The 16,277-nt window shown below is 70.8% G+C and carries 16 protein-coding genes; 3 read left to right on the forward strand and 13 right to left on the reverse strand.

Annotated features, from left to right (window positions below; translation table 11 throughout):
* On the forward strand, positions 1 to 261 hold a 261-nt coding region (locus ACFWP3_RS11395; protein WP_384218883.1), incomplete at its 5' end, for an isocitrate/isopropylmalate family dehydrogenase.
* Positions 262 to 406: 145 nt separating this feature from the next.
* Positions 407 to 799: a cupin domain-containing protein gene (locus ACFWP3_RS11400; RefSeq protein ID WP_384218885.1), complete on the forward strand. Its 393-nt coding sequence runs from the start codon at positions 407 to 409 to the stop codon at positions 797 to 799.
* A 72-nt stretch (positions 800 to 871) separates the two neighbouring features.
* Here the strand turns inward: ACFWP3_RS11400 and ACFWP3_RS11405 are convergent, their stop codons facing one another.
* The 11 genes from ACFWP3_RS11405 to ACFWP3_RS11455 form a co-directional block, all read right to left on the reverse strand.
* Complete coding sequence (locus ACFWP3_RS11405; protein WP_384218887.1) at positions 872 to 1,627, reverse strand: thioesterase II family protein; 756 nt, start codon at positions 1,625 to 1,627, stop codon at positions 872 to 874.
* Complete coding sequence (locus ACFWP3_RS11410) at positions 1,624 to 2,844, reverse strand: aminotransferase class I/II-fold pyridoxal phosphate-dependent enzyme (RefSeq protein WP_384218889.1); 1,221 nt, start codon at positions 2,842 to 2,844, stop codon at positions 1,624 to 1,626. Before ACFWP3_RS11410 ends, ACFWP3_RS11405 begins: the two co-directional genes overlap by 4 nt.
* A 170-nt stretch (positions 2,845 to 3,014) precedes the next feature.
* A complete protein-coding gene (locus ACFWP3_RS11415) occupies positions 3,015 to 3,242 on the reverse strand; it encodes a phosphopantetheine-binding protein (RefSeq protein WP_384218892.1) in 228 nt (75 codons plus the stop codon).
* A 41-nt stretch (positions 3,243 to 3,283) separates the two neighbouring features.
* Positions 3,284 to 4,243, reverse strand: coding sequence for a chlorinating enzyme (locus ACFWP3_RS11420; protein WP_384218894.1), 960 nt, complete (start codon positions 4,241 to 4,243; stop codon positions 3,284 to 3,286).
* 56 nt (positions 4,244 to 4,299) lie between these two features.
* On the reverse strand, positions 4,300 to 5,862 hold the full coding sequence (locus ACFWP3_RS11425; protein ID WP_384218897.1) for an amino acid adenylation domain-containing protein: 1,563 nt from the start codon (positions 5,860 to 5,862) through the stop codon (positions 4,300 to 4,302).
* Between the two features lie 38 nt (positions 5,863 to 5,900).
* Positions 5,901 to 6,557: a hypothetical protein gene (locus ACFWP3_RS11430; protein ID WP_384218899.1), complete on the reverse strand. Its 657-nt coding sequence runs from the start codon at positions 6,555 to 6,557 to the stop codon at positions 5,901 to 5,903.
* 64 nt (positions 6,558 to 6,621) lie between these two features.
* Positions 6,622 to 8,412 (reverse strand): 2-isopropylmalate synthase, encoded by a 1,791-nt coding sequence (locus ACFWP3_RS11435; protein ID WP_384218907.1) that lies wholly within the window; start codon positions 8,410 to 8,412, stop codon positions 6,622 to 6,624.
* Between the two features lie 127 nt (positions 8,413 to 8,539).
* Positions 8,540 to 9,820 (reverse strand): cation:proton antiporter, encoded by a 1,281-nt coding sequence (locus ACFWP3_RS11440; RefSeq protein WP_384218909.1) that lies wholly within the window; start codon positions 9,818 to 9,820, stop codon positions 8,540 to 8,542.
* A gap of 58 nt (positions 9,821 to 9,878) precedes the next feature.
* Entirely contained in the window at positions 9,879 to 11,933 is a 2,055-nt protein-coding gene (locus ACFWP3_RS11445; RefSeq protein WP_384218912.1) for a BTAD domain-containing putative transcriptional regulator, read from the reverse strand.
* A 270-nt stretch (positions 11,934 to 12,203) separates the two neighbouring features.
* Complete coding sequence (locus ACFWP3_RS11450) at positions 12,204 to 13,211, reverse strand: DMT family transporter (protein WP_384218914.1); 1,008 nt, start codon at positions 13,209 to 13,211, stop codon at positions 12,204 to 12,206.
* Positions 13,212 to 13,230: 19 nt separating this feature from the next.
* A complete protein-coding gene (locus ACFWP3_RS11455; protein WP_384218917.1) occupies positions 13,231 to 13,662 on the reverse strand; it encodes a DUF2000 family protein in 432 nt (143 codons plus the stop codon).
* Positions 13,663 to 13,712: 50 nt separating this feature from the next.
* Between ACFWP3_RS11455 and ACFWP3_RS11460 the strand changes: the two genes are divergently transcribed.
* Positions 13,713 to 14,552 (forward strand): AraC family transcriptional regulator, encoded by an 840-nt coding sequence (locus ACFWP3_RS11460; protein WP_384218920.1) that lies wholly within the window; start codon positions 13,713 to 13,715, stop codon positions 14,550 to 14,552.
* Positions 14,553 to 14,614: 62 nt separating this feature from the next.
* Here the strand turns inward: ACFWP3_RS11460 and ACFWP3_RS11465 are convergent, their stop codons facing one another.
* Positions 14,615 to 15,013 (reverse strand): RidA family protein, encoded by a 399-nt coding sequence (locus ACFWP3_RS11465; protein WP_384218922.1) that lies wholly within the window; start codon positions 15,011 to 15,013, stop codon positions 14,615 to 14,617.
* Positions 15,010 to 16,179, reverse strand: a complete 1,170-nt coding sequence (locus tag ACFWP3_RS11470; protein ID WP_384218924.1) for an acyl-CoA dehydrogenase family protein — start codon at positions 16,177 to 16,179, stop codon at positions 15,010 to 15,012. Before ACFWP3_RS11470 ends, ACFWP3_RS11465 begins: the two co-directional genes overlap by 4 nt.
* Positions 16,180 to 16,277: the final 98 nt, after the last annotated feature.

Raw genomic sequence — 16,277 nt, forward strand, 5'->3', positions numbered from 1 at the left:
TCCGGGAACATCAACCCGACCGGCGCCTTCCCGTCCATGTTCGAGCCCGTCCACGGCTCCGCCCCCGACATCGCCGGCACCGGCAAGGCCGACCCCACCGCCACGATCCTCTCCGTCGCCCTCCTCCTGCGCCACCTCGGCCACGAAACCGAGGCCGCCCGCATCGAGGACGCCGTCACCGCCGACCTCGCCGAACGCGACGGAACCTTCCGCTCCACCGACGCCATCGGCGACGCCCTGGCCGCGCGCGCAGCCGGCTGACGCACCCGGTACCGGCGCTGCCGCCCGATTCCCCGCGCAGGGAAACCGGGCGGCGCGCGCTTTTCCCTGCCGGCCGGGCCGGGAAAGGAAATCACCTTCCAAAGCCCCCCTTGAACGGGGCCGTCAATTCGGGCAGGATGAAATCGTGACGAGTAGACCAGTGAACATCAAGGCAACCCTCGATTCGTTCAGCGACCTGTGGAGTCCGCGTATCGTCGCCCAATTCAACGACTATGACGTACGGGTCGCAAAATTCCATGGCGAATACATCTGGCACGCACACCACGACACGGACGAACTGTTCATCGTGGTCTCCGGCCGGCTGGTCATCCACCTGCGCGAGGCGGGCGCCGAGCGGTCCGTCACCCTCGAGCAGGGCGATACGTACGTAGTGCCGCGGGGCACCGAGCACAAGCCGGTGGCCGACGACGAGGCGCACATCCTCATGGTCGAGCCCACCGGGACGCTCACCGTCGGGGACACCCACGAAGAGGTCCCCGATTACGTCGACGCCACCACCGGGCACCGCGTCGCCTGATTTCCGCGCGGAAACACTTGCGGGGCCCGCCCCTTTGGGGGGCGGGCCCCGCGGCACGTCTCCCACCGGTTATTACCGGAGGGAATGCGCGGCCGACAGCTCGGCGGAGACGAGCCGGACGATATCCGCCTCGCATTCCCGGAGATAGTGGTGTCCGCCCGGGAACACCTCCACCCGGGTGGGCGCCGTGGTGGCCTCGGACCAGGACCGGAGTTCCTCGACCGAGCAGGTGTGGTCGTCCGCCCCGCCGAGCACCGTGATCGGCGCGCTCAGCGGAGTGAGGGCGTCCGGCCGGTAGCGGTCCAGGAGGGCGAGGTCCGCGCGCAGCGGCGGCAGGATGATCGGCAGCAGGCCGGCGTGGTCGTAGACCGCGGCGTCGGGCCCGCCCAGGCTCCGCATCGCGGCGACGAGTTCGGCGTCGTCGAGGCGGTGCCGGTGCTCGCCGTCGATGCGGTGCGGGGCCGGCCTCGCGGAGACGAACACATGGCTCATGACGAAGCCGTCCGCGTCCTCCAGGCGGCGGGCGACCTCGTACGCCAGACCGGTGCCCATGCTGTGGCCGAAGAGGTGGACCGGAACGTCCAGGAGCGGGCGCAGTGCCTCGGCGAGCCGGTCGGCCATCTGCCCCATCTCCTCGATGGGCTGCTCGGCGATCCGGTCCTGCCGGCCCGGGTACTGGACGGCGATCAGCTCGGTTCCCGCGGGGAGCAGTGCGGCCCATGAGGCGAAGGAGCCCGCGGCGCCGCCGGCGTGGGGCAGGCAGACGAGCCGGCTGCTTACCGGGCCTTCGACGGGATGCCGGCGCAGCCAGCGGCCGGAGCCGCTCACCGCCCGCTCCGCGCGTCGCGCAGTTCCAGGAGCGTCTCGCCGAGCCGGTTGATCCCCTCGGCGATGTCCCACTCGTCGGGGCTGAGGCTGAGGCGGATGCAGCTGCGGCCGTGGGTGCGCAGGAACGGCGTGTCGAGGGGCTGCACGAAGAAGTGGCGGCCAGGGACGACGAACATCTTCTTGCGCTTGAGCAGTTCGTACACTTCGAGGTCGTCGAACCAGTCGTGGTCGAAGGACAGCCAGCAGAACATGCCGCCGTCGCTGGAGTGCAGGCGCCAGTTCAGTTCGTCGGGGAGGGCCTCGGCGAGCAGGGTCTCCGCCATGGTCCGCTTGGCCCGGTAGTAGGGCTTGATGTGCTGGGTGGTCAGCACGTCGATGCGGCGGGTGGCGAGCATTCCCTCGGCGACCGTCTGGAAGAGCTGCGGGGTGTGCAGTGCCGAGTTGGCGATGAAGGACACCATCGGGTCGATGAGCTCGGCGGGGCCGATGGCGAACGCGATGCGCTCGCCGGGGAGTCCGGCCTTGGACAGCGTGAACAGGTTGATCACGTGGGGGTGGAGTACGGGCGCCACGCGGGTCTGGACCACGCCGGGGAAGGGTTCTCCGTACGCGTGGTCGATGACCAGCGGGGCGTCGTGCTGTTCGGCGACGGAGATCAGGAACTTGAGTTCGGCCGTCTCGACGCTGCTGCCGGTGGGGTTGGCCGGGTTGGACAGCAGCATGAGGCCGATGTCGCGCTGCCGGGCGAGGGCGTCGAGGTTGACGGCGTACCGGAAGGCGTGTCTGCCCTCCTCGACGATCAGGGGCTCGATGCCGACGATCCCGCCGGGGTCGAGGCCGAGTCCCTGGTAGCCGGTGTAGTCGGGCAGCCGCGGCAGGACCAGGGGGCGGGCGGGGCCGTCCGGGGACGGGCCGGTGAAGAGCGTGGTCGCGACGAAGGACAGCATCTGGCTGCCGGGGCCGACGACGACGTTCTCCGGGCCGATGGACCAGCCGTAGGTGAGGTTGAAGTAGTCGACGACGGCGTCGACCAGGCCGGTGGTGCCCCGGGAGGGCCCGTAGCTGGTGCTGGCCTCCACGAACCGTTCCTCGACGGCCTCGCGGGCCATCTCCTGCCAGGCCGCGACGACTTCGGGGATGTGGGAGGGGTTGCCGGGGCTGAGGTTCAGCCATGCGCCGTCGTCCGCGTCCTGACCGGCCGCAGCGATGTCCTCCATGATGCTGCGGATGCCCGACAGCCGGTACATTTGCCGGCCCCGACTCGATAGCTGCACTGGGTGCTCTTCCTTGTGGTGGATGGGATGCACGACTGCCGGGGACCGTGCCCTGGGGGCCGGCCCCCGGCGGACGGGTGCGTGGTGTGGGAATGGACTGCGGCGGTCGGCCGTCAGGCGGCCGAGCGGGCGGCCTCGATGTGCTCGGAGATCTGCTGGACCGTGGACTTGCGGAACAGCTGGTCCATCGGGATCTCGATGCCGAGCTCGGTGAGGATCGCGACCTGGATCTGGGTCATGATCAGCGAGTGGCCGCCCAGGTCGAAGAAGTCGTCGGTGTCGGAGAATTCGTCCAGCTTGAGCGCGCGGCTCCAGATGGCGTGGATCTGCTCGGCGATCATGACGGGGTCCTTTCGGGACTCGTTCGGCGGGAAGGGCGCGGTCAGCTCTGGGTCCAGCCGAACGGCGTCCCGTGGTTGTTCTCGGTGCGGATGCGGTTGTGGTCGTAGCGGTTCTCGCCCGCCACGAGGACGCTGCCGTAGTCGGCGAGGTCGAAGGTGGCGCCGTGGGCGCTGAAGGAGTCCTGGCCGGGGTAGACGCGGACGTGGGTGGGCACGTAGCGGCTGGCGATCGCGAAGCGGGTCTCGCGCTCGGTCAGGTTCGGGGTGGAGCCGTGGACGCAGGAGGCCGTGAAGATGACCGCCTCACCGGGCTGCATCTCCAGCTCGACGACGTCCTCGGCGCGGGGCTCCCACTTCGGGTCGATCTTGAAGTCGGCGAAGTCGTAGCCGAAGAAGCCGGTGTTGGCGTGGGCCACGTCGTAGTCGGCGCCGCGGCCGGCGTCGGTCGCCTTGTGCTCGTCGAAGATCCACTCGCGCTGCGAGCCCTTGACGAACTTCATGCACGCCCGGTCCTGGGTGGCCGGGGTGAAGGTCGTCCAGACGGTGATGTCGATGAACGCGTTCCACTCCGACTCGGTCGGCAGGAGCTGCGGCTTGCCGTTGGCGTAGCTGTAGTCGCGGACCTGGTGCCACTCGGTCGCCTTGGCCCCCGGGAACTTGGGGAACCACTCGGTGCGCCAGTTCAGGACGTCGGGGCCGAGGATCGCCGTGAGGTACTTGATGATCGTCGGGTGGGTGACGTGCCGGCTGAGCTCCGGGATGTCGAAGTGCCGGTCGTAGTTGACGCTGTTCTGGTAGAGCGCCTTCGAGGAGTCCTGGTTGTTGATCCGGATCTCGCGGATCAGGGCCGCGGCCTCCTCGGGCTCGTACAGCTTGATCGGGCCGGTGAAGCCGTCGATGCCGAACTGCTCGATGTCGGCCTTGATGTCCTCGGGGATGACCGCGTTGTCCGCGATCTGCGCGGCGGGGGTCGGGCGCTGCTGGTCGGTCTCGGTGGTCATGGTGATGTCGTTCCTCTGCTCTGCGTATGTGGTGTGTGGAAGGACGGGAGTGCTGGTCAGGGACGCGCCAGGGCCGCGAGGGCCCGGCGGTCGGTCTTGCCGTTGGGGTTCAGGGGGAAGGCGTCGAGGACCGTGAACGCCTGCGGGACCATGTTGCGCGGCAGGGTCCGCAGCAGGTCCTGGGACAGGGCCCGGGGTTCGAGCACGGCGCCGGCGACGGGCAGGACGAAGCCGACGAGGCCGAGTTCGCCGCTGCCGTCGGGCAGGGCCAGGACGACCGCGTCCTGCACCAGGCCGTGGCCGCGGACGCCGTGCTCCACGTCGCCGAGGTCCATGCGCATGCCGCGGATCTTGACCTGGGCGTCGGACCGGCCGACGACCACCAGCTCCCCGTCCGGGGTGAGGTAGCCGCGGTCGCCGGTCCGGTAGATCCGCAGGGGTCCGCCGGGCGCCTCGATCGAGGTGAAGCGGGCGGAGTCGGCGGGCGAGGCGTTGAGGTATCCGGCGCTGACGCTGCGGCCGGAGATGCAGATCTCGCCGGTCTCGCCGTCCGGTACCTCGGCGAGGTCCTCGTCCAGCAGGTGGATCTCGGTGTTGTACACGGGCTCGCCGACGGGGGTGGCCGCGCCCTTGTAGCGCGGGTAGTCGGCCAGGACGTGGGACGTGGCGACGTCGGTGCACTCGGCCACGCCGTACTGGTGCAGGAGGACGCAGGTGTTGCCGGCCCGGGTGGCCCACTCCTCGATGCGGGCCACGTTGAGCGGCTCGCCGCCGATGAAGACGTGGCCGACCTTGGTGAGCGTGTCCCCGCCGAGCGCGCGCTCGTAGTCGATGAGCACGTACAGGGTGCTGGGCGCGCAGTGCAGCTGGCGCACGCCGTGGGCGGCGATGAGCCGGTGGGCCATGCCGGTGTCGAAGACCCGGCTGGGCAGCAGGTGCAGGGCCGCGCCGCAGAACAGCGGCGCCATCAGGCCGCGCTGGCTGATGTCGAAGCCGAAGGAGCTGACGGTCAGGCCGCTGGAGTGCGGGCCCAGTCCGTAGGCGACGCGGAGCCATTCGAGCAGGTTGTACCAGCCGTCGTGGCGGACCGCGGTGGCCTTGGGCGTGCCGGTCGAGCCGGAGGTGAACACCACGTAGCACAGGTCGTCGGAGGCGAGCTCCACCCCCGGGTCGGTGGCCGGCTGGAGGGCGAGTTCGGTGCGCAGTTCGTCGATGGCGAGCAGTTCGCCCGGGGCGTCGGCGATGAGCTCGCGGGTCTCGGCGGAGGCCACGTTGAACTTGAGGACGTCGAGCTGGGAGACCATCAGGCGCAGGCGTTCCGCCGGGTAGGTCGGGTCCAGCGGCACATAGGCGGCGCCCGCCTTGAGGATGCCGAGGATGGCGGTCAGCAGGTCGGGGGTCCGGTCGAGGCAGACGCCGATGACCGAGCCCCGGCCGGCTCCGAGGCCGATGAGGTGGTGGGCGAACCGGTTGGCCCGCTCGTTCAGTTCGGCGTACGTGACGCGCTCGTCGCCGCAGGTCAGCGCGGTCTGGTCGGGGGTGCGGCGGACGTGGGCCTCGAAGACGCGGTGGACGAGGAGGTCATCCGGCAGGGGCAGCTGCCGGCCCTTGAGGGACATCGGAAGGGTTCCCTTCGAGGTACGGGGTGGGAGGGAGCTCAGACGAGGGCGGAGACGGGCGCGCCGAGCAGGAGGCTCTCGTCGCCGGCGAGCAGATAGCTGTAGAAGGGGTTCCCGGGGTGGAATCCGCGGGCGACGAGCTCGCTCACGCCGATCCAGCGGGTCCGCAGCGGTCCTGCCGAGCGGGCGCCGGCGACGGGTACGAATCCCAGCTCGGCCAGGCGTGACGCGGCCCGGCCTGCGGCCACTTCGGCCACGACCTCGCCGACGTCGTGCGACACGGCCCACTGCAGGCAGCCCTTGAGGAGTCCGCCGACCGCGCCGAAGGGCAGTTCGGGCAGGGCCCGGTCCGCGTATCCGGGCCGGACGAAGGGCCGTCGGACCTGGACGAGGCGGCGGCTGCGGCGCAGGACGCCGTCGAGGGCCGGCCACTCGGAGAGCGGCAGTCCGAGCGGCGAGTAGGCGACGAGCTCGGCGCCCGCCACCAGCTCGCCCTCGACGAGGACCAGCATGTGGGTGGTGTGGAACCGGTAGGGGTCCGGTGCCGCGGTCGTGGCGGGTGCGATGCCGAACAGGTCCGTTGCGGCCTGCTCCCGCAGCGTGTCGATCGCGAGGAGGTCGAGTTCGCTGTGGGCGGTGTAGACGAAGCAGTCGCGGCCGGGGTCCTTGTGGCTCTCGTTGAAGGTGAAGTCCATCTCTCGGCTCGCGCGGGTGGAGGGGTGGGCGGGGAGGGAGGGGCCGCGGCCGGGTCGGCCCGGTTCAGGCACGGGCCCGGTTCACGGCCGAGGTGACGGCGGCCAGCCGGGCCGTGTCCTCGTCCCCGGCCAGGGCGGCTCCGTACCAGGTGGCGCTGTCGAGGCCGAGCCGCGCATAGGCGGCGTAGCGCGTGCCGAGGCTGTCGCTGACGGGGTGGGCCGTGATCTCGGTCAGGGCGGCGTCGATGCCGTGTGCGGCGAGGGCGGCGGTGTAGGCGGCGGCGACGTCGGGGCCGGTGCCGGTGAGCCGGGTCTCCAGGCCCGTTCCGTCCACGACGAGGGCGTCGACCACGGTGGCCGCGGCCTGCCTGGTCGCCTCGAACTCCTTGAGCACCAGGGCCGGCATGTCCGCGTCGAGGTACATGCGGGAGAAGACGGCGTGCAGTTGCCGGGAGGTGAGCTCGATGCCGTCGCCGTCGGCGACCGCCTGCACCTCCTTCGCCAGCTCCACGCGCATCCCGCGCGGCAGGTCGAGTCCGTAGACGCTCTTGAGTACGTGGGCGACGCCGCCCTTGCCGGACTGGCTGTTGACGCGGACGACGGACTCGTAGGTGCGGCCGACGTCCTTGGGGTCGATGGGCAGGTACGGGACGTCCCACGGGATCTGCTCGGTGGTGGTCCCGGCTCCCGCGGCCTGCCGTTCGATGTCGGCGAGGCCCTTGGCGATGGCGTCCTGGTGGGTTCCCGAGAAGGCGGTGTAGACGAGGTCGCCGACGTAGGGGTGGCGGGCGCCGATGGGCATCTGGTTGGCGAACTCGACCGTGGAGCGGATCTGGTCGATGTCGGAGAAGTCGAGCTGGGGGTCGACGCCCTGGCTGAAGAGGTTCAGGGCGAGGGTGGCCAGGCAGACGTTGCCGGTGCGCTCGCCGTTGCCGAAGAGGGTGCCCTCGATGCGGTCGGCGCCGGCCAGGACGGCGAGCTCCGCGGAGGCCACGGCGGTGCCGCGGTCGTTGTGCGGGTGCACGGACAGGACGACGGAGTCGCGCCGCTCCAGGTTGCGGTGCATCCACTCGACCTGGTCGGCGAAGACGTGCGGCGAGTCGGTCTCCACGGTGGTCGGCAGGTTGAGGGTGACCGGCCGGTCGGGGCTCGCGTCCCAGAGGGAGATGATGGAATTCGAGACATCGAGTACGAACTCCGGCTCGGTGACGTTGAACGTTTCCGGGGAGTATTCGAAGCGCAGTCGCGTTCCCTTGGCGGCGTCCGCGTGGCGGGCTATCCGCTCGGCCGAACGCAGCGCCATCTGCTGGACCTCGTCGGCGGTCATCCCGAATACGACTTCCCGCCACAGGCAGGCGGTCGCATTGCACAGGTGCACCATGGCCCGGTCGGCGCCCTCGATGGCCTCGAAGGTCCGGTCGATGAGCTCGGGCCGGGCCGGGGTGAAGACCGAAATCGTGACGTCGTCGGGGATCCGGTCCTGCTTTATCAGCGTACGGAGAAAGGAGAAGTCGGCCTCGCTGGCGGACGGGTAGCCGACCTCGATGTCCTTGAAGCCCATGCGGACGAGCAGGTCGAACATCCGGGTCTTGCGCTCGATGTCCATCGGACTGCTCAGCGCCTGGTTTCCGTCCCGCAGGTCGACCGAGGCCCACAGAGGGGCCTTGACCAGCGTGTTCGACGGCCATGTCCGGTCGGTGAGCTCCTGCGGCAGCCGGAGTGCGGTCCGGTTGTAGCGCTGGAACGGCATGGCGGATCCGCGTTGCGCGTTCCACCAGGGCTGGTCGGTGCGGTGAGGACCGGCAGGAGTCCTGATTCCCGGAGCGGTGAGGGGCGACGGGGGTGCCTCGGTCATTCCATGCCTCCCTTTGACGTCGGTAAGGTGCGGCCGGCAGCGGGCGGAAAAGGCCTCGACCGGTTATTGAGTCAAAATGTAGGAGGGGGTGTCCTCATCCCATCCCCGGCCGGTCCTCGGGACGGCCTCAGGCGCTCTTGCGGGAGGATTCCGCCAATGGTTCGGTGCCGGACACGGGGAATTCAGCGGGAATCTCCGCGCGGTCCGTTTCCTGTCCGCGCACACCGAACAGCTTGAGCAGCGGCCCGGTCATGGCGGTCGTGACGACGGCCATGACGACCATCATCGAATAGAAGCCCTGGTTGATCAGGCCCATGTCGAGGGCCACGGCCACGATGACGATCTCGGTGAGGCCGCGGGTGTTCATCAGGACCGCGGCCGGCAGGGCCGCGGAGTGCGGCAGTCCGGCCAGCCTGGCGCCTGCGTAGGTGCCGCCCGCCTTGGACGCGATGGCCACGCCGATCACGGCGACGAGGGCGAGGACGGCGGAGACGGTGAACGCGGACAGGTCCACCTTGGTCCCGGCGATCACGAAGTAGAGCGGGAGCAGGATGTGCCCGACCTGGCTCATCTGCCGCATGATCTGCCCCCGCAGCCCGCCCAGTTCACCGCGTGGCATGACCGCGCCGAAGGCGAAGGCGCCGAAGATGAAGTGGATGCCGATCCACTCGGTCGCGGCGCAGGAGAGCATCAGGCCGACGACGAGTACGGGCACGACCCGTTCGGCGGGGGTACCGCGGTCGGCGGCCCGCTGGGCCATCACGCGCAGCAGCGGCTTCACGACGGCGATCAGGACGAGGAGGTAGACGGGCACCAGCGCCATGCGCCACTGCCCGGAGGTTCCGGCGTAGGCGACGACGCCCGCGAGGCAGATCCAGGCGATGAGGTCGCCGACCGCGGCGGCGGCGAGGGTGAGCGCGCCGATGGGATGCCGGGCCAGGCCCCGGTCGGAGAGGATCCGGGCGAGGACCGGGAAGGCCGTCACGGACATGGCCACGCCGACGAAGAGCACGAACGCGCCCTTGCTGCCGGGGGCGTACGCGTCGGCGAGGGGAACGGCGAGTGCGGCGCCGGCGATGAGGGGGACGACGACGGATCCGGCGACCACTCCGAGGGTGGCCTTGCGGCGGTCGCGTCCGAATCCGCCCTCGATCTCGTAGCCGACGATGAACATGAACGTGGCCAGGCCCACGTTGGCGAGGGCGCCGAGCAGGGGTTTCACGGTTGCGGGCAGAACCGTTTCCGCTCCGGCGGCGGTGATGATCATCGGGCTGGCGAGCAGCCCGGCGCAGATCTCGCCGACGACGGCCGGCTGGCCGACCCGCTGGGCGAGCGCGCCGAGGACCCGGGCGGCTCCGAGGGCCAGGGAGAAGGCGAGGAAGAAGTCGACGAGTATGTGTCCGGTCATGGGACGACTCCGAAGGAGGTGGTCGTACGGGGGAGGGAGGAAGGGAGGAAGGTGCTGGTCAGGCGGCGAGGAGCCGCGCACCGCAGGCCGCGCCGGAGCCCGTTGCGGCCGCGCCGGAGGCCGCGGCGCCCGCGGGTGCGGCATCGGCCATGGGCCGTGCGGCATCGGCCGCCGGACGTGCGGTGTCGGCCGCCGGACGTGCGGTGTCGGCCGCCGGACGTGCGGTGTCGGAGGCCGGACGTGCGGTGTCGGAGGCCGGCGGGGCCGGAGCGGCCCGCTCCGCGCCGTCCTCGTCGGGGTCGCGCAGCTGGGCGCAGTACGTCTTCACCAGCGGGTGCATGGAGTACCGGCCGGGCTCGGGGTGGGACAGCAGGTGCTCGTCGACCAGGTCCTCGAGCATGTGCTCGGCGACGTACACCGGAAGTCCGGCGAGGACGGAGGCTTTGGCCACGTCGGTGTGGTGGTCCGGGGCCGCGCCGAGGAGGCGCATCAGCCGCTGCTGGCCGGCGTTCAGCCGGCGGTACGAGTCTTCGAAGCGGTCGGCGACGCCGCCCTGTTCGGTCCGCAGGTCGGCGAGCCGGCAGACGGGGTCGGCCAGCCGTGCGGCCAGATGGGACAGCTGCCACGAGGGGCGGCGGCGCAGCCGTGCGGCCGCGGCGGAGATCGCCAGGGGCAGGTGGCCGCAGAGTTCGAGGACGGGCGCGGCCTCGTGCTGTTCGGGCCGGGCGTGGCGCTTGCCGAGCACGCGGCAGAACAGTTCGTGGCTGTCGGCCGGGGTGAGTACGTCGAGGGAGAGCACCCGGGTCGCGGACCACGTGGTCATGGTCAGCCGGCGCCTGCTGGAGACCAGGGTGAGGCCCGCGTCCCCGGCGGGGAGCAGGGGACGGATCTGCTCGGCGCAGGTGGCGTTGTCGAGGACCACGAGCAGGCGCCGGCCCTCGGTGCGCGCCCGCCAGGCCGCGGCCAGCTCCTCGTCCGTGTCGGGGAGTTCGCGCTCGGGCATTCCGGACAGGGTCAGGAGCCTGCGGAGCGCTTCGCGGTGGTCGAGCGGGTCGGGATGGGGGCCGTGGGCGCGCAGGTCCAGGAAGTACCGGCCGTCGGGGTAGTCGCCGGCGATGCGGTGGGCGACGTGCAGGAGCAGGGCGGTCTTGCCGACTCCGGCCATTCCGTCGACGGTGAGAACGCGCCGCGGTCCGGGCTGGCCCGCTTCGCCGAGGAGCGTTCCGACTTCCGCGTCGCGGCCCACGAAGTGGACGATGTCCGGCGGCAGGCTGTCGGGTACGGGCGCGGCGGGGGGCCGTCCGGTGCTCGCCTCGGTGACCGGATCCGTCCGCGCGGCGGTGCCCTGCGAGCCGTCGGGGCGGGGGGTGATCCGCGGCGGTTCGGCCGGCTGCGCGGCCGGGAGCCGGGCGCCGCGGTGCGGGGAGGCGCTGTCCGACGGGGTGTCGGAGTCCTCGCGCAGCATGAGCTGGTGGATCTCCATCAGCTCGGGGCCCGGGCTGAGGCCGAGCTGGTCCACGAGGCGGCGGCGGGCCTGTTCGTAGACGGCGAAGGCGCGGGCGCGGGAGCCCGAGCGGTAGAGGGCGAGGACGTACTGGGCGACCATGCGCTCGCGCAGCGGGTACTCGGCCACCCAGGCGGCGAGCTCGCTGATGAGGCTGGTGTGCCGGTCGCGGGCGAGTTCGAGGTCGATGCATTCCTCGACCACCGACAGCCGTACTTCATTCACGCCCGCGACCTGGGCCTGAAGTGCGTCGCTGTGAATCCCCGAAAGCATCGGGCCGCTCCACAGGGACAACGCCGCGCGAAACTCGACGATGGCGTCCGCCGGGCGCTGCTCGCCGAGATGAGTGCGGGCGCGGGCCACGTGCTGGTCGAACTGGTGGAGATCCAGCTTGGCCGGGAGTATGTCGAGTCTGTAGCCGTCCGCGACCGCGATGATGGCGGCTCCCGAGGGAGCGATGACCGTGCGCAGGTCGGAGACGGCATTCCGGATCTGTTTCTCGGCGGTGCTGGGCGGTGTAGGGCCCCAGACCGCGTCGACGAGCCGGCCAATGGAGGTGCGCCGGTTCTCGGAGAGCAGCAATGAGGCGAGAACGATCTGGTGTTTCATCCCCCTGAGGGACACCGAGCGTCCGCTAAGCGTGAGCTCCAGCGGACCCAGTACCCGAAACTCCACGTCGTGCATGAAGTTGAGACCCCGATCTTGCATTCTGAACGGTGGGCGATTGTCGTCGCCCGCGTCGTTGCCGGCGACGGGGGGGAGGAACAGGAAGCCCGCCCAGGCTGGGGTGAAGCCTGGGTCGGGACGCGGGATGCATCACCATCCCCCCGATGGTGATGCGTTGCCGCTGGGTGGCCTGAAAACACCTGTGTGCAGGTGTCAGTTGCCTGTCGGCTCGGTCGCTCGGACCTGTGGGCCCGGCGCCTCGGAGCCCACGGGGCCGGTCGGTGCCGGCTGCGGCCGCCGGAACCTGCCCTGGGTGACGGCCAGGAGTGCGCCGGCCAGCATGACGGCGGCGCCGACGGCCTGGAGGCCGGTGAAGGACTCCCCCAGGAAGATGACGGCGCAGGTCACGCCGAAGACCGGGACAGTGAACATGATCACTGTGGCCGTCGAGGGACTGACGACGCGCAGCCCGCGGTAGTAGCAGAGGTAGGCCACGGCGGTCGGTCCGATGGCCAGGTAGACGACGTTGGCCCAGGTCTGGCCGGACAGTCCGCTCCAGTCGACCTCGGGCAGGGACGGGATGGCGAAAACCAGCAGACCCAGGGCGCCGGCGAGCGTGCCGAAAGTCGTCGCCCGCAGGGGGTCCATGCCCACCAGGACCTTCTTCGAGGCGATGCTGTACACCGCCCACGACAAGGCTCCGAGGAGGAAGACGAGGTCTCCCGCCAACCGCGATCCCTGGGCGTCGACGCCGGCGCCTCCGGCCCCGACAAAGAAGACCACGGCACCCGCGAGGCCCAGTGCGAGGCCCCCTATTCGGGGAGCCGACGCCTTTTCCCGCCCGAGGGCGAGAAGGATGGCCGTCGTGATGACGGGGCTCAGCACCGGAACAATGATGCTCCCATCGATGGAGGGGGCGAGAGAAAGCCCCCAGAAGAAGAACAGGTTGTACGCGAAGACTCCGATCAGACCCACTGCCGCCGCCCTGCACATCTGGCGGAATGTGATCTTCGATCCCTTTGACTTCCGGCTCATGAACACGAGCAGGAGAACCAGGATGAGCGCACCGCCCCCGAATCTGAGAACCGCCGCAACCTGATGCGGCATGTTCCCGACCACCATCTTCGAACTGGCGAATGCGCTGCCGAAGAAGGCCATGGTCGCGAGGAGGTAGAAATACGCGTTGACGGATTCACTTCGTGATGTCGTCTGGTTGTGCACGATACGCCCCTGGGGTGCGTCAGGGGTGCATCTTGGCGCCCTTGATGATTTTGTCCACGGCATTGCGGGGTCCGTAGACGGCCATGCCCACGAGGTCCAGGTTGTCCCGGTGCACGGCGCGCACGGCGGCGCGGTTGTCCCGGTCGTTGTTGGTCGTGAAGAGGTCCGAGGTGAACACCGACAGGGGAAGCCCGCGGGTCACGGCACGCTGGTGGGCCGTCACGAGGGCCTCCTTGCCGGCCTCGAAGACCAGCACGGGCTGCCGGAACATGGGCAGGTACTCGGTGTCGTCGGCGTCGGAATAGGGCTCTCCGATTACCTCCGGCACCTTTCGGCCAATGCCGCTGACCAGGAAGGCGGTCATGTTCAGCCGCTGCCACGTCTGAAGATCGTCCCTCAGGACGACCGCGATCTTTGTCTCGAAACGAACGGGTTCGCTGGCGTTTTCCATGGACACGATTCAACTCTTTCCCGGGGCGGGGAGTCTTGTACGATCTTTGCATGGTTGATCAACCGGAGCTCCGGGCCTGGCATCCGCCCCTGGTCGGAATCGAAGAGGTATTCCACGCCCGCATCACCGACCACGTCTACCCCATGCACACGCACGAGACCTGGACGTTGCTGATCGTCGACGACGGCATGGTCCGATACAACCTGGGACGCCACGAGCACGGCGCCTTGGACCAGATAGTCACACTGCTTCCCCCGCACGTCCCACATAATGGACGCTCGGTCACCCCGGGCGGTTTTCAAAAGCGCGTTATGTACCTCGACTCGACCCAGCTGGGGGACGATCTCATCGGGCTGGCGGTCGACTGCCCGGTCCTTCAGGACCCCTTGCTGCGCCAGCGGATCCACCAGCTCCACGTGGCCCTGGAGCGGCGCGGGGACGAGCTGGAGGTCGAGAGCCGCCTCGCGCTGATGTCCGAGCGGCTGCGCGACCACCTGCGCCGGCGGGTGCAGGACCGCTCCGCGGTCAGGGAGCCGGGGATCGCCCACCGGCTGCGCGAGCTGCTCGACGCCAAGTTCGTGGAGGGGATCAGCCTCCAGCAGGCCTCGGCCGCGCTGCACGTCCATCCGGCGCACCTGGTACGGGTGTTCAGCCGCGAGTTCGGGATGGGGGTGCACCAGTACGTGACCAGCCGGCGGGTCGACCTGGCGCGCAAGCTGCTGCTGAGCGGCATGTCACCCCGGCAGGTCGCCGTCGCCGCCGGGTTCTACGACCAGTCGCACTTCCACCGGCACTTCAAGCGCGTCGTCGGCACGAGCCCCGGCCGCTACGCGGGCAGTGCGCCGGCGGCCCCGGCGCCGGCCGTCCAGGGGACCGCCCACCTGCTGTGACGCCGGGGGCCCGGCACGCCGCCGGTCCGGGCCACCCCCCGCCCCCTGTCTCCCGCCCGCGGTTACGGCAGGACCGCGACGCCGTCGAGTTCGACGAGGGCCTGGTGGTCCCAGAGCCGGACCACGCCGATCACGGCCATCGCCGGATAGTCCCGGCCGGCCAGCCTGCGCCAGATCCCGCCGAGTTCCCCGGCGCAGCCGCGGTACGCCTCCACGTCCACCGCGTAGACGGTGACGCGGGCCAGGTCCGCCGGGACTCCCCCGGCCTGCGCGAGCGCCGTCAGCAGATTGGACAGGGCCTGCTCGAACTGCTCCGGCAGGGTCTCCCCCACCACCTTGCCCGCCGTGTCCAGGGCGGTCTGCCCGGCCAGGAACACCAGCCGGGAGCCGGTCGCGGCCACCGCGTGCGAGAAGCCCTTCGCCGGCGACAGCTCCGCCGGGTTGATCCGCTCGAGGCTCATCGCGCGGCCACCCCCCGGTACAGCTCCTTCGCGATGATCGTGCGCTGCACCTCGCTCGCCCCCTCGTAGATCCGCGGCGCCCGCACCTCCCGGTACAGGTGCTCCAGCAGGTGCCCCCGGCGCAGGGCGACCGCCCCGTGCAGCTGGACCGCGTGGTCTACCACGTACTGGGCGGTCTCCGTGGCCAGCAGCTTCGCCATCGCCGCGCGCCGCGGCACGTCCGGCGAGCCCCCGTCGTAGGCACCGGCCGCCGCGTACACCAGCAGCCGGGCGGCCTCGGTGCGGGTGGCCATCTCGGCCACCCGGTGCGCCACCGCCTGGAGGTCGCTCAGCCGGCCGCCGAACGCGGCCCGGTCCGCCGTGTACGCGAGCGTCGCGTCGAGCGCGGCCCGCGCCATGCCCACCGCGAACGCCCCGACGCTCGGCCGGAACAGGTTCAGCGTGTCCATCGCGACGCGGAAGCCCTGCCCGGGCTCGCCGAGCAGGTCCTCCCGGCCGACCGGGACGCCGTCGAAGGCCAGCGAGCCGATGGGGTGCGGGGACAGCATGTCGAGCGGCTCGCCGGTGAGGCCGGGGCGGTCCGCCGGGACCAGGAAGGCCGACACCCCCTTGGCCCCGGGGCCTTCACCCGTCCGGGCGAACACGGTGTAGAAATCCGCTTCCGGGGCGTTGGAGATCCAGCACTTCTCACCGCTGAGCCGCCAGCCGCCCCCGGAGCCGGGCCCGGGCTCCGACCCGCGGCCGCCCCCGGACCCGCCGTCGGGGACCGCCGCCAGCTCCAGCGCCGCCGCGTCCGACCCCGCCCCCGGCTCGCTCAGCGCGAAGGCCGCCACCGCCCGCCCGGCGCGCACCCGCGGCAGCCAGCGCTCGCGCTGTGCCCCGCTGCCGTACCGCAGCACCGGGTACGCCCCCAGCCCCTGGAGGGCGAGCGCCGTCTCGGCCTCCGTGCAGCCGTAGGCGAGCGACTCCCGCAGCAGGCACAGTTCCAGCGCGCCCGAGGCGAACACCCGCTCCAGCAGGCCCAGTTCACCCAGCGCGGCGAGCAGCGGCCGGTTGACCCGGCCCGGCTCCCCCTTCTCGGCCAGCGGCCTCAGCCGGTCGGCCGCCTGGGCGCGCAGCTGCCCGCACCAGGCCTCCTGGTCCGCCCCGAGCGCGAATCCGTTCATCCGAACATCCCCGCTTCTATCGCGTCCTGTTGACTGCCGTCACCATCACGATACGCTGCTTCGGAGGTCCCTCCCAGCGGCAGCCGGGGGAGACCGCA

This window comes from Streptomyces sp. NPDC058525 (assembly GCF_042719495.1).
Lineage (GTDB): Bacteria > Actinomycetota > Actinomycetes > Streptomycetales > Streptomycetaceae > Streptomyces.